The following is a 13,821-nucleotide window of genomic DNA, read 5'->3' on the forward strand; positions in this document are numbered from 1 at the left end:
CCAATAAATCTCCGTCATCAAACCTCCGCGCAGACGCGCGGGTTTCTCGCAGTGAGCGATCGTAAAAATGAAGTCTGCTACCGACGCATGCGTCGTGTGGAGTCCATCTTCGACGTCAGCGGTGCATATCAATGGGCAGTTCGCGTGCCGCGAACGCAATGCCGGGGAACGAGACGAAAGCGTTGCCTAAAATTGTGGCGTCGTCGGCACGAGCTTGGGCGATTCTACGAATTACGTAGAGAAACAACAAGCGAATTCTACGATATTCGTAGAATGAAAAAGCAGAAGTCATCGACCTTGTTCGGCCGCCGCTTGCGGGAAGCGCGTTTACGCTTCGGAATTCCGCAAGACAAACTGGGGGTGCGAATTGGCCTTGATGAACACACTGCAAGTGCACGCATAAGCAGATACGAAACCGGCGAGAACGAGCCGCCTTTCGGTACCGCTGTGAACCTGGCGAAGATTCTTTGCTTGCCGGCTGCTTACTTTTACTGTGAAGACGATGAACTTGCGGAGCTGGTGCTCGCGTGGCCGCGTTTGTCCAACGCTGTGCGGAAGGAGATTAGAGCGCTGATTCCGGCAGGTCTAGTAGACCGGTGATGCTCTCCGCGTACGCGCACGATTAGCCAGATCTATATCGGAGTGCAAACGTCTGAAGTTCATTTCTGGTGCCCGCCTTACGCTCTTCTGGGTCAGGAACCCAGTATTTTTCGTATCGCCGAGACGAACCCGATCTTGAATATCGCGCGCCCCTTCGAGTTGAGAATTCGCCCGTTCTCGTCCTGCTGCCAGCCCTCAACCTCCATCAGCTTGTCGCTGATTGCATGACGGAGCGCCTCTTTCTCCGATTCGGTCAGGCCATGGGAGGGCGGCAAAATCTGAATAGCTTGCTGCTGCACGTTTGCGGGTGCCAATGGGCGTTTGTCGACAACAATATTGGCCTGTTGCTTGAGCACATTGAGTTCACCGCGTAGCTTCCGGTTCTCGGCTAGGGCGCAGCCCATCACCGCCCGTACTGCCGGGTCGGGGATTTTGTCGAGCACGGCGTAGATGGGATTCTCGTTGGCCTTGCGGGGCTTTCTGACGACTCCGTCCGTGTGCCGAGCCCAAGCCGCGATCAGCCCTTTGAAGTCATCACCCGTCTTGTTGTGGATAGTCTGGGCGGTGGGTCCGCCGCGTTCGACTGAAAGACGGGCGATGGTGGCGACCGAGTAATCCTTGCTGCCGCGCTCGTACTGTTCCCGGCACACGACATGCACGATGTCGAGATTCCTGGCCTTGCGCAGGCCGACCCCCGTCTTCAGTTGCTCGAGAAGATCGTCAGGATGCATCGTCATCCTCCAAAAAGGCTATTTGCGCGCGGCTGCCGCTTGGAGTTTCGGACGGCCTCGATCACCTGCCGGAAGCCAACGCCGGCAGACTTTTCTTCAATGAAGTTGACTGTCTCCTCAAGCAGGCCGAAGTCCTTAAGCATCCGGTGGCCTTCCGCAATCTCCACCGCGCCCTTAAGACTACCGGCGCGTGCCTGGATCAGTTTCATGACCTCGTTGCCGACATTGAGCTGCTGATCGGGACTGAGCCGGAAGAAGACCGGTGGCTTGCCGTTCATCTCCAGCATGGCATCGAGTATCTGGCTGCGCCGCAAGTTGGCCTTGCTGGCATCGACCTCCGGATAGATCACGGCGTTTTCGCACATGACTTCGAGTTGGTGCATTTCGGATTCCGTTTCGACCAAAGCGAACTGGATGTCGGATATCCCGCCGTTGGCAACGAGGCTCATCCCGCCCGAGTCCTTCGCGTGGGAATTCGCGATTTCGATACTGCGCTTGACGAGGCGCATACACTCATGGAGATCACCAAAGAGCTTGTTGGCCTTTTCTGCTTCTGCCTCGTAGCGCTGGGATTCCCGTTCCAGATCTTTCCCCTGTGCAAAGATCTGATCGCGTTCCTCGCAAACGCTGCGTACCTCTTCGAGGGCGTGGACTTCCTGCTCCAGACGAACGTAGCGCTCGGCACACTCCGTTGCCTCGTAGGCAATCTGATTGAAACGGGCGACGAGGCCAGGCAGAAAGGCCGGACCGCTCAGGAAGAAGCGGCAGCGTATGCAGTTGCGCTCCTGCGGATAGCCGAGAACAGGTGCGAAAAGACTTTTTTGGTTTTTTTGATCTGTCAGTGGCTCGCCACCGACATCGCACAGACTGCCCCCGACCGGGCAGATACCCTTATCCTCGATGACGAAACCCGCTGCTGACTTTTGCTGCTGGCAGGCGTTAAGCGCATCGGGACTGGTGTAGGCAAAGCGCTGCTCGATTTCCTGGTAGGTCCTTTCCATCAGGAAGCGCTTGTGGCTGGCCTCTGCATCTGCCAGCATCCGACGTTCGGCCTCCTGCATGACTTCGGTGACAAATGCCTTGCCCGCCTTGGTGTAGTACAGCGTCATGATGATTCGCTCATGACCGGCAATGAGCTTGCAGATCACAGGAAAGGGAACGCCGCCCTCTAGCGCAAACGCCGTGATCAGCGAGACGCGCAGAGCATGCAATGGGTAGTACGTTGCATTGGTGCCAGGAACTACAAAACGGATCGGCGAGCCATCATCGAGCGTTTCTCCAACCTTCGCGCAGCGTTTTTCCAGCTCGGAAAGAAGCTGATGCCAGATGCGGTCAATAGTAGCCCTAGAAATTGGTTTTCTCCGATCCGCGCCCTTTGCGGTGGCATCCCGAAACAGAAAGCAGGCGGAACCGCGTTCCTTCAGCACGGCATGGTGCGGCGGCGTCCGCTCGAAGTGCTTGCTTTTCAAGTCTAGCCACAGGGTCGGGGCATCAACGGAGTTGTAACGCTTCTGCCAGTTGCGCAGCTTCTCCAGCCAGTACAGCGCAGGCTCGTAGGTCCAGGGGATGGTGTAGCCCTTTTCCGTCTCGTCCTTGTTGATGTCGGCCGTCTTGTTGGTGTTGATGTAAAAGCCGGCTCCCGCTTCGTTCGAGCTTCGATGGAACACGCCACGCTGCGAGGGACGCTTCTTGTCGCCCATGGCGAGTGGCCAGTCATTCAAAACGAACTTGCCGGACTCATAGCGCCAGGTATCGGCTTCGCCCGAGTCCAGCATCCGTACCTGGAACGTCCGCAGCGGCAGTTCCAGCTTGAGGTAGAGGGCCACGGATCGCACGGGCGACCAGAATTCGATGATCTTTTCGGGGAGCGCATAGGTCTCGCGCTCGTATTTCGTTGTGACACGCTCGCGCCACACGCAGTCTGGGTCATCAGGTTTGACCAGCGCAGGGTCTGTGGCAAACCAGTCACCACGGGTACCGGAGTCCATCACCTGCTGCGCCCACTTCCAGTCCTGGAATGTCGGGCCCTGCGCGAGCATGGCCCGCAATTCCTTGATGTAGCGGTAGGGCAGTGGCGTTTTCAGGGTTTCGGTCGCCGCGATACCAGTTCCGAGTTGCTTGGAAACCGGATTATGGAATTCGACGGGGATGACGCGATGGCCGAGGTCGTCTTCGACTGAGAGCTTCTCCGAGAGCACCCACGCGAGAAAGTCATGTACAGCGTTGTTTAAATCTGCGTCACCACGTTTCGGTTTGGAATCTCCGGGCAATGCTCCTGCCCCCTTCTTTGCAGCCATCATCACATCGATGAATGGCGGCTTGCGTGTCTGGCGGCGCAGGAAAGCGTAGGGATTGCGTTCCTGTCCACCCTGGATAATGTAGGTCAGCAGGAACTTGTCGAGGGCTTGTCGCTTTTGGTCATTGTTTGTACGTTGGGCGTCCAGCCACTCGCTTGCCAGGGCTCGCCAGTCTTCAATGCGGGTGTCGTGTTCCAGCAGGTAGCGAAACTCCAGGTCCGACCTCTTGTTCATTCTCTTCACTTTCATCCGCGGGAACGGATTGCGCAAGTGGGCAGGAATGATTCGGTAGCCTTCTGCGTTGCACTCCGCAAATTTCTCCTTGAGTACCCAGTCCAGGAAGTCGCTGATGGCGCTGTGGGCGGTCTTGGCTGAGTCCTCTGTCCGGTCGGCCAGGTCCAACGCGTCCCACAGCGACGGCCACGTGGAACGCGCGTCCAGCAGTGCGACGGGGCGTTTGTCCAATTGCAGTTCGTGCAGGTACCGCACGAAGAACTGTGCAATGGCAGCTCGCGTGAAGGTTATCTGCGCTTTCTGAGTTGAGAGCCACTCCGCTGCCAGCGCCCGCCAGTCCTCGAAGGCGGGATCGACGTCAAGCAGGAAACGGAATTCGGGATCGAACTTCACGACCGTCTTGCGGTGGCTCACCCGCGGGAACGGATTGCGCAAGTGGGCAGGAATGACGCGGCGGCCTTCTGCGTTGTACTCCGCAAATTTCTCCTTGAGTACCCAGTCCAGGAAATCGCTGATGGCGCTGTGGGCGGTCTTGGCTGAGTTCTCTGTCCGGTCGGCCAGGTCCAACGCGTCCCACAGCGACGGCCACGTGGAGCGCGCGTCCAGCAGTGCGACGGGGCGTTTGTCCAGTTGCAGTTCGTGCAGGTACCGCACGAAGAACTGTGTAATGTTACTTTGCTTGGCTTTCACACTTTTCTGAGTTGGGAACCACTCCACCGCCAGCGCCCGCCAGTCCTCAAAGGCAGGATCGAAGTCGAGCAGGAAGCGGAATTCGGGATCGAACTTGCCGACTATCTTTTTGACACCCATGCAGCCCATATTAGGTTCTCCTAAGTCTCGGGTTCGGGCCGGACAGCAGCCCTAGGGGATCGACATCGGTAAAGCCGTAGCTGGCGAAGTCCGGAGGCGGCAGCGTCCGACCCCGATCTAGTCGCGCCGTCGCGTCGTCGAGTGCTCGCGTCAGCCGTACCCGGTCGGGTTCCGTATAAACCACCTGCGACTCCAGCGATTTATGGTGAAACGCCTTCATGAGCAGGATCGGATCGATCTCGGCGTCCGTCAGCCGATGACCGTAATCGTGGCGGTGCCCGTGGGGGGAGGTGCCCAAGGCCTTCGCCGGCGTCAGGCCGATGCGCTCCACCGCGCGGCGGTGGGCACGCTCGAACGAATCGATCGAATACGGCTTGCCCTCTTCGGTGACAAAAGCGAACGGGTGGTCGCACTCTTTCTGCGCGCGCTTGGCCATGTAGAAGATCCAGAGCTTCATGAACACTTCGCCGCTCCACGTGGGAAACCAATGCACATGCATGAAGTACGCCTTGCTGTCGAGCGCATTGCCCTTCCAGCCCGCGTGCAACTGGTCCGTCGAGTAATACTGGTCCCTGGGTCTCAGTCCGTGCTTGCCACGCAGATATGCTTCGCGGTTGCATCTGACAGGTCGGCCGTTCGCATCAAGCCAGTCGTTCGGTGCGAGGCCCAAGCTGGGATGAAACACTCGGACATGTGCCCGCTCAGGGTGAAGGGGGTCGGGCTGGACATCATGGACATAGAGATGAAATGGCTCCGACATGCGCAGTCCACCGTAGTCCGTCAGCATCGTGATCAGGATGTCGCGCAGGTTCAGGCGCTCCTCGATGCGCGGACTTGTCTGCTTGCCGGGGACAATGAAGCCCTTGAAGAGCAGATCTTGGATCCGGTCTTCAGGGAAGCGTTTAACACCTTCGTGATCTACAACCGGATTGCGCTTGAGCAGGACGCTACGCGCCCGCTTTGCGGACTCTGATGCCCCTTGCTTATCCCAGGTATGTGCTAGGAACACCCGATCGTGTTTCTGGTGCCATGCCGCCCAATTCAGCCTCTCTTCGTACCGGGTCGCTTCGCGCCAGGGGTTGATCGGGCTTGTGCCTTGCTTCTCAGCGATCCAGTCGGAGAACTGGGACAGCTGATTTGTCAGTTGCCGCACGAGAGACTGGCTCATGCCCAGCCAGTAAAGACCGCTGGGGTCGGTGCCGTCCTCGCCTATCGTCCCGGAATAAAGGCGTTGTACGAAAGTTCGAAACAATTCCCGCGAGTCGTCGAAGCAATCGTGGTTTGCCGCCATGTAGTCCAGCAGTAAGCCCACCCCCTGGGTCATTTTCTGCATCCACGAGAAGCTGCGGTTGCATTCCAGCAGGTAGTCCACCAGCGGTTGGAGTGGGCCGCCTTCGGTCAGAATGACGGGGATCTCCATTAAGACGCCCGTGTTGTCGCGGTACACGCTGGCGCGGATGGTGGTGTGGTCCATGCATTATTCTTTTGCGAGGTTTTCCGGCGCTATGGCGTCGACTCGCTCCCGTAGGAGCCCACGCATGGCCACCTGCCGCCCGTCGGATCGACGCTGCGCGAGCACGGCCTTACGGGCCGCATCAACGTCGCCGACGAGGATCACCTGCTTTTCCGCACGGGTCACTGCGGTGTAGAGCAGCGTGCGGTCCAGCAGCTTGCTCGCGGTAACGGGCAAGATCACACGGCGGAAGGCTGACCCCTGAGACTTGTGGATCGTGATGGCATAGGCAAGCTCGAGGTGGTTCAGCAGATCGGCAGTCAGATCGCGCACCCGTCCGTCGTCCCAATGGATTTGTCCAAGGCTGCGCCGGGTGGGCTCGCCCAGCATTTGGGACGCTACCGACAGAACGATGCCTACGGAGCCGTTTTGCAGGTCTATCTCCCAATCGTTCTTGAGGCAGATCACCGGATCGCCTACCCTAAAACCCGTGCCTTGCCACAGGTCGTGTTCGATATTCCAGAGCATCAGCTCTTCTCCCTCGCGGTTGAAGCTCTGCTGGCTCTGGGCGTTGATAGGTCGGGTGCCCCCGGCCAGGGCGTTGCGGGTGGCGCACAGGATCTGGCTGCCTGCGCGGTCTTGCCCATAGAGCCTTAACACGGTGCCATTGACTTCTGATGGCGCACAGGGAATAAAAGCAATGTCGTTCTCCGGTTGGCCCGGGAGTTCGGGCCACTTCCCCGCCCGTATAGAAGCGGCTGCCCGAGCGATCTCTCCGCCGTAGCGCCGTACTTCGGCCAGTTCGACGATGGGGATACCGCTGTCGTGGGCCAGCTCGTGAAGCAGCAGGCCCGGCCCGACGGGAGGCAGTTGGTGCGGATCGCCTACAAGCACGATGCGATATTCCGATGGAAGGCAGCGGATTACCCGGTAGATGGAGGGCAGATCGACCATCGAGGCCTCGTCGATGACGGCCACCGCCTTCTGCGGGGCGTCGTCCGGCGCGAAGTTCTTGAGAAATCCCGCGATTGTCTGGGCCTTGAGGCCGGTAGCCTCGCCGATGCGCTTCGCAGCACGACCAGACAGTGCCATCGGGTAAACGGCAAGACCGGCAGCATCACAGATACGAAACAAGGCACGCAGCACGGTGGTCTTTCCCGTTCCCGCTCCGCCTGTGATGATCGAGAACCGCTTGGCGTTAGCTACCGTCAGCGCCTCGCGCTGCATCACGTTGAGCTGGAAGCCGGGATCGCCGACGTCGGCTCGCACTTTCTTCACATAGGCGTTCACAAGCGATTCCAGTGATGCGTCATCCAGGAGTGGATCAGGCTGCGTCAGCCGTTCCACGATTGCTTGGACCACCGTGCATTCCATGAGGTAGGGCCCCGGCGCATGGAGTGTTTCAGCACGTCGAATGAGCCTGCCACTCTGCTCTGCCGCACTCAGGGCTGCATCGATGGCGATGTCGTCCACCCCAGGCAACAGTTCCGCCACGCGGCGCTTAAATTGCATCTTTCCAACGCAGGTGTGCCCCGCATCGAAAGCCGCGTGCAGCGCCTCGTCCAATCCCCCTGTCAGTCGGCGTGGATCATCAGGCTCGATTCCGAAGGTTCGTCGCGCCAAGGTATCAACGGTCTTCCAGGACGCTGCGAAGCTGATCAGACGGTAGGGGTCTTCCTCGATCTTCGTCGCAGCGTCCCGCTTGAAGAACGCTAACAGTTTGCGCCCTAACGGCACCGGCAGCCCCTTGGACTGAAGCCATTGCAGGGTGAAGGTGTCACCCCAGTGGCTCCAGGCTTCAGCGAGTTGTTCCGCCATGCGGCGCGGGAGGACATCAACCAGTCTCGACACGTCGCCCCGGTCCAGGATCGCATAAAGTTCCTGGCCGAATTGGTCCCACAGCCGCCGCGCCTTGACCTGACCGATGCCGGCGAAGGCTTCGCCTTCGCCTAGTACGGTGATGATGTACTCACCCGACGGGCGTAGCAGTTGCATCGCGGTCGCGACGATCGTCGCTTCCGTGATTTGGTAGCCGTTGACGACGATGGTATTGGCTTCGGGCGTTCCCGACACACTCCATAGCTGGCCGCGCTCCACGGCCGCCTGCAACACCTGGTTGGAGGCCTTAACGACGTAGTGTTTTTTTGTGTCGACCCGCCAGCCCTGGCTATCGACCTCGACGCCCGTGAAGATTGCGCCACTGCGCCCGAACGGGTTCTGGCTGCGAATAGTGCTCACGCGCACTGTGACGGTAGGGGGCGGGGTCATCGCGGCAGCCTTCCGGTTTCCGCCAGCAGCGACTCCATCAGCCGGAAGTGTTCGAGGTTGGCGCGCAGTTTCGTAATTTCCGCGCGCAGTGCGGCGTTTTCTGATTCGAGGCGCTTCAGGTGTGCCTGGTCAGCCGCGGCCCGATGTATTGTCGCCAGCGATGGCAGCGTAGCGGTCGGTTCGGCAGTTTCTGCCGCGACGGGCAGCACTCCGCGCTTACGCAACCCATTCTCGAGTTCTCTCAGAGCGTCCTTGACGCGAGGGTTCTGCGCAATAACCGAGCGGGCGAAGCCGCACTCACGTGAAATCTCCTGACGTGAGAGTTGCCCTCGGGTCGTCATCTCCCGGAAGTCGGCGTCGGTCTTGCTCGCCATCCACGACAGGAAGGTGGCTAAGTTTTCTTCGCCACGCTGCTGGCCGCTTGCCATGTGAGGGCCTCGTAGTTTAGCGACTCTAAATCATGCTTGCATCGCGGGAGAGATGAGCAACGCTCATCGCGTGAATCTGCTGGACCTCTGGCTTCCTATAATCGAGAAACCAACCTCGATTCAAATTGAAGAGCTGCACTAGGTCGGCCTCGACTTCAGGAAACGGCAAGTCCAGCGCCTTGATGGCAACCACCCGACACGCCTCGACGAGCTGTGCGCGCTCCAACCAATCGCATGCCGCGCCATTGGAGCTAAGCCACATCTGTGACGACTTGATGAGATGGTCCGTGCGCAACCATTCGCCGGTGCGAGCAAACGCGAACAGCTGCCCGACCACGAGGAATGTAAGCAGCTCCGCCTTCGCCTCTTCGTCCATATTCGTCATTTCGCGGCTTGTGCTTTCGGCGCGTCTGTTGTGTTCTTTGGCTCACGCGGCGGCGCGGGGAACGCCTCGGCATGCATCAGTTCCACGGGGAAGAGATTCAGGAACGAACACGCTTCGTCCGTCGAGTTGCTGCTCAGCCAGTTCTCATAGTCCGACGGTCGCACGATGACAACGGAGCGCTTCTCGTCACCCGGTTTGTGGAAGCGCTTCATGAGAGGGTGCTCGTTAGAATTGAAGGTCAGCGTCGTGAAGGTGCGCGGAGTGACGACCCCGACAGTCTCGTCGAACAATGGAGGCTACTTGCCCGCCGCGCTTCTGCCCGCGCTAAGCCGGTTGGTCTTGAATGGCCGCAAATCGCAACATTACGCACTCCTATCGATATGACCGCAGTTGCGTCCGCCCAGACAAGAAGCACTCCTGTCACTGCTCTGATCGAAGGTAATCCTGCTTCGCTCGCCGGTCAAGGCCTAATAACGAAAAAAATCTCAAAAAAACCTATCACACATGTGAAAAATCACTGTAATTCGTCTGTATATAGCATAAAACACTAAACGCGCAACACATATTCTGTTTTTGCTTAATTGTTTGAGTCTGCGTCACCACTAATGTCGCAAACCCTTTGGCCGGTTCGAAACCGTACGTCTGCTAGTGGGTGCGGAACACGCGAGAAGCGCTGGCTGGCCATTCCCATTCCCAATTTCTGGCGGTCGAAGGGCTACAAATGATATGCCGACCGGCTGACGTAATCTGCCAATGCGTCGATGGCCATCGCTCACGAGCGCAGTTGCGGGCCCAACACGCTGAGGTGTGCCATGAAGGCGTCGCTGCCGGTAACTCAAACTGTCAAACGTGGCGCGAGCCCGGTTCACGCGGTCGGCGAGCTTGTGGACACCAGACTCGTGACAACTGGCCTTTACTGAAATTTGTGCGACTGCAAGCATGAGCTGGGACGAATTGTCCGAAAAGCGTACGTTTCCGACGCTGACGGCGGTCGAACGTCTATATCATGCTCGCGGCGTGGGAGAGATGCGCAACGCACATTGCGTGAATCTGCTGGACCACGAGCTTCCTATAGTCGAGAAACCAGCCTCGATTCAGATTGAAAAACAGCACCATGTCGGCCTCGACTGCAGGAAACGGCAAGTCGAGCGCCTTGATGGCAACCGCCCGGCACACCTCGACCAGTTGTGCGTGCTCCAACCAATCGCATGCTGCGCCATTGGAGCTAAGCCACATCTGAGCCGACTTGATGAGATGGTCAGTACGCAGCCATTCACCGGTGTGCGCAAACGCGAACAGCTGCCCGATAACGAGGAACGTGAGCAGTTCCGTGTGCTTGCGCGGCACCATCCCGAACGTGGCGACGTCGGTTCGCTCGGCGTCGCCTACGCGCCTGACAATTGGTGCCGGATAGTCCTTGTACACCTCGTCTCGCCACGGGCTATCGGGTGGCTCAACGCCACCAATAACCACCGTCCACCTAGAGGGGCGAGGTTGCTGGCTCCGGTGCTCCACGGAAAGTGTATGTTTCTGCAGTTCATAGCGGCCGCTTTAGTAAGCCGGTTACTATGCGTACAGGTATCGCACCATATATAGATAGACCAACGGCGAAAAAAGCCACCAGGGGCTTGCCTTGGTGGCTGTTTTTGAGGCGAATAGTAGCGTCTACCTACACCACATAAGTTGAACCGGACGTGCCATTTTTATGGGTGCGGCTTGAGCGAGATGCGGCCTCAATGCGCCGCCGAAGCCGCCGCGCCCGCATCGGCGCTGCTGGTGCGTTCGGGGCGCGTGATCCAGATCAGCCCGATCAGCACGATGAAGATCGCCGAGGAAATCCAGAACAGGTCGTTCACGCCGAGCTGGGCCGCCTGCTGCGTGACCATGCGGTCGAACATGCCATGCGCCTGCGAGGGATCGAGCCCGGTCGCGTTCTGCATCTGCTGCATCGACTGGTTGAAGATCGGGTTGGTCGGCGTGGCTTGCTCGGTGAGGCGCGCGTGGTGGAACGTCGTGCGATGGTCCCATGCCGTCTCGAAGATCGAGGTGCCGATGCCGCCGCACATGATCCGCACGAAGTTCGACAGACCCGAAGCCGCCGGAATGCGGTTGCCGGGCAGGCCCGAAAGCGTGATCGAGACGAGCGGGATGAACAGGCCCGCCATGCCGATCCCCTGGATCAAGGTGGGCACCGTGAGCGCCCAGGTATCCACGCCGGTCGTGTACTGCGAGCGCATCCAGAAGCACAGCGCGAACACCACGAACGCCGCCGTCGCGATATAGCGCGGGTCGGTGCGCGGCAGGATGCGGCCCGTGATCGGCGAGAGCATGATCGCGAAGAAGCCCACGGGCGCCATCACGATGCCCGCGTCGGTCGCGGTGTAGCCGAGCGTGGTTTGCAGCCACAACGGCAGCAGCACGAGATTGCCGAAGTAGAGGCCATAGCCCACCGAGAGCGCGATCGTCGCGCCCGTGAAGTTGCGCCTCGCGAACAGCGAGAGATCGACCACCGGGTGATCGGCGGTCAGCTCCCAGATCACGAAGAACGCGAACGCGATGACCGCCGTGAGCGCGAGCACGACGATGGTGGTGGAGGCGAACCAGTCGAGGTCCTTACCCTTGTCGAGCATGATCTGCAGCGAGCCGACCCAGACGATCAGGAGTCCCAGGCCCACGCCGTCGATGGGCGCCTTTTTGACGGCCGAATCGCGGTTGCGGAAGATCGTCCACGTCGCGATCGCGGCCACGATGCCCACGGGGATGTTCACATAGAAGATCCACGGCCACGAGATATTGTCCGAGATCCAGCCGCCGAGAATGGGCCCCGCCACCGGCGCGATCAGCGTGGTCATCGACCACATCGAGAGCGCGATGGGCGCCTTCGCGCGCGGATAGCTCGCGAGCAGCAGCGTTTGCGAAAGCGGGATCATCGGGCCCGCCACCGCGCCCTGCAGCACGCGCGAGGCGAGCAGGAAGGGCAGCGTGGGCGCGAGGCCGCACATCCACGACGAGATCACGAACAGGATGATCGACGCCATGAACAGGCGCACCTGGCCGATGCGCTCGGTGAGCCAGCCCGTGAGCGGCACGGAGATCGCGTTGGCGACCGCGAACGAGGTGATGACCCACGTGCCCTGATCGGAGGCGACGCCGAGGTCGCCCGAGATCGACGGGATCGACACGTTCGCGATCGAGGTGTCCAGCACGTTCATGAACACCGCGAGCGACACCGCGATGGTGCCGATCACGAGTTGCGCGCCTTGCAACGGCGGATGGACTACGGGTTGTTGTGCTGCCATTGAGTGCTTCGTGGTTGACTTCCGGGTGGCGCGCGGGCTTACATCAGCCTGGCTGCGGGTTTCGCCGCGCCGGCTCCGGTGGCAGCCGACGAAACTTGCGCCCTGGCCGCGCTCTGACCAGCGTTCTCCGCGATGATGCGGGCGATTTCCGCATCGGCTTCGTCGCCGTACTTCGCGAACACGTCGGTCTGATAAACCGTGTTCGGCGCGTTGCCGAGCTGGCCCGTTTCGTTCTTGATGTTCACGTCCACCTGCATCGAAAGGCCGATGCGCAGCGGATGCTTCTCGAGCTCTTGCGGATCGAGCGAGATGCGCACCGGCAGGCGCTGCACCACCTTGATCCAGTTACCCGTGGCGTTCTGCGCGGGCAACAGCGAGAAGGCCGAGCCCGTGCCCGCCGAGAAGCCCACCACCTTGCCGTGAAAGACCACCGACGAGCCGTACACGTCCGCCGTCATCTCGACCGGCTGGCCGATGCTCATGTGCTTGAGCTGCACTTCCTTGAAGTTGGCGTCCACCCACACGGCGTTCAGCGGCACCACCGACATCAGCGGCGTGCCAGGCGAAACGCGCTGCCCCACCTGCACCGAGCGCTTGGCCACGTAGCCGGTCACCGGCGCGGGTAGCGTGTTGCGCGCGTTGGCGAGATAGGCGTCGCGCACCTTGGCCGCGGCGGCCATCACGTTCGGATGATTGGCGATGGTGGTGTTCGCGGTGAGCGCACGGTTCGCGGCGAGCTGCTGCTGCGCGGCTTCGAGCGCAGCCTCGGCGCTCTTCACGGCGTCGCGGGCGTGCGAGATTTCTTCCTGCGAGACGGCGCCCGTCTGCGCGACTTCCATGCGGCGGCGCAGGTCGTCCTGGGCGCGCGAGAGGTCGGACTGGCGTTGGGCGACTTGCGCCTGGTACTGGCTGTCGTCGGCGAACAGGCCGCGCACCTGGCGCACCGTCTGGCCGAGATTCGCCTCGGCCTGTTGCAGCGCGATGCGCGAGTCGGCGGGGTCGAGCTCGACAAGCGAGTCGCCGATCTTAACGGTCTGCGTGTCGTCGGCGTTCACGGCGATCACCGTGCCGGTCACCTGCGGCGTGATCTGCACGACGTTGCCGTTCACGTAGGCGTCGTCGGTGCTCTCCGTGAAGCGCGCGACGAGGAAGTAGTAGAGGCCGTAGGCAATGGCTGCAATCACGATCACGAGCACAAGCAGCGTCATCATGCGCTTGCGCTTGCCGTTGGTCGCGTTCGGCTGCGGATTGGCCGCCGGTTGCTGGGGGGTGCTCATGGAAGGATCTCCGGGTTCGTGCGTGCTGTTCGTTCGAGT

11 protein-coding genes are annotated in these 13,821 nt (G+C 60.3%); 1 reads left to right on the forward strand and 10 read right to left on the reverse strand.

Features of this window, described 5'->3' with window-relative positions; genetic code table 11:
• Positions 1–273 precede the first annotated feature (273 nt).
• Complete coding sequence (locus BO1_RS05490) at positions 274–600, forward strand: helix-turn-helix domain-containing protein (RefSeq protein WP_028216700.1); 327 nt, start codon at positions 274–276, stop codon at positions 598–600.
• A 92-nt stretch (positions 601–692) separates the two neighbouring features.
• Here the strand turns inward: BO1_RS05490 and gmtX are convergent, their stop codons facing one another.
• The 10 genes from gmtX to BO1_RS05540 form a co-directional block, all read right to left on the reverse strand.
• The gene (gene gmtX, locus BO1_RS05495; protein WP_218002790.1) at positions 693–1,331 is read right to left on the reverse strand and encodes a gamma-mobile-trio protein GmtX; all 639 of its coding nucleotides are present in this window, start codon (positions 1,329–1,331) and stop codon (positions 693–695) included.
• A gap of 2 nt (positions 1,332–1,333) precedes the next feature.
• A complete protein-coding gene (gene gmtZ / locus BO1_RS49795) occupies positions 1,334–4,681 on the reverse strand; it encodes a gamma-mobile-trio integrase GmtZ (protein ID WP_167338312.1) in 3,348 nt (1,115 codons plus the stop codon).
• A gap of 1 nt (position 4,682) precedes the next feature.
• Complete coding sequence (gene gmtY / locus BO1_RS05505) at positions 4,683–6,146, reverse strand: gamma-mobile-trio recombinase GmtY (RefSeq protein ID WP_028216703.1); 1,464 nt, start codon at positions 6,144–6,146, stop codon at positions 4,683–4,685.
• A 3-nt stretch (positions 6,147–6,149) separates the two neighbouring features.
• Positions 6,150–8,393: an ATP-dependent DNA helicase gene (locus BO1_RS05510; RefSeq protein WP_028216704.1), complete on the reverse strand. Its 2,244-nt coding sequence runs from the start codon at positions 8,391–8,393 to the stop codon at positions 6,150–6,152.
• Entirely contained in the window at positions 8,390–8,821 is a 432-nt protein-coding gene (locus tag BO1_RS05515; protein WP_028216705.1) for a VPA1267 family protein, read from the reverse strand. The genes BO1_RS05510 and BO1_RS05515 overlap by 4 nt, the downstream gene beginning before the upstream one ends.
• A gap of 25 nt (positions 8,822–8,846) precedes the next feature.
• On the reverse strand, positions 8,847–9,206 hold the full coding sequence (locus tag BO1_RS56205; protein WP_028216706.1) for a hypothetical protein: 360 nt from the start codon (positions 9,204–9,206) through the stop codon (positions 8,847–8,849).
• Positions 9,203–9,418, reverse strand: coding sequence for an SOS response-associated peptidase family protein (locus BO1_RS05525; RefSeq protein ID WP_028216707.1), 216 nt, complete (start codon positions 9,416–9,418; stop codon positions 9,203–9,205). Before BO1_RS05525 ends, BO1_RS56205 begins: the two co-directional genes overlap by 4 nt.
• Before the next feature lie 787 nt (positions 9,419–10,205).
• Positions 10,206–10,631: a hypothetical protein gene (locus tag BO1_RS05530; protein ID WP_052409364.1), complete on the reverse strand. Its 426-nt coding sequence runs from the start codon at positions 10,629–10,631 to the stop codon at positions 10,206–10,208.
• A gap of 308 nt (positions 10,632–10,939) precedes the next feature.
• Positions 10,940–12,505 carry a DHA2 family efflux MFS transporter permease subunit gene (locus BO1_RS05535; protein ID WP_028216709.1) on the reverse strand — a complete coding sequence of 522 codons (1,566 nt, stop codon included), beginning with the start codon at positions 12,503–12,505 and terminating at the stop codon, positions 10,940–10,942.
• A gap of 38 nt (positions 12,506–12,543) precedes the next feature.
• A complete protein-coding gene (locus tag BO1_RS05540) occupies positions 12,544–13,782 on the reverse strand; it encodes an EmrA/EmrK family multidrug efflux transporter periplasmic adaptor subunit (RefSeq protein WP_028216710.1) in 1,239 nt (412 codons plus the stop codon).
• Positions 13,783–13,821: the final 39 nt, after the last annotated feature.

It is taken from the genome of Paraburkholderia oxyphila NBRC 105797, assembly GCF_000685075.1.
Classification (GTDB): Bacteria; Pseudomonadota; Gammaproteobacteria; order Burkholderiales; family Burkholderiaceae; genus Paraburkholderia; species Paraburkholderia oxyphila.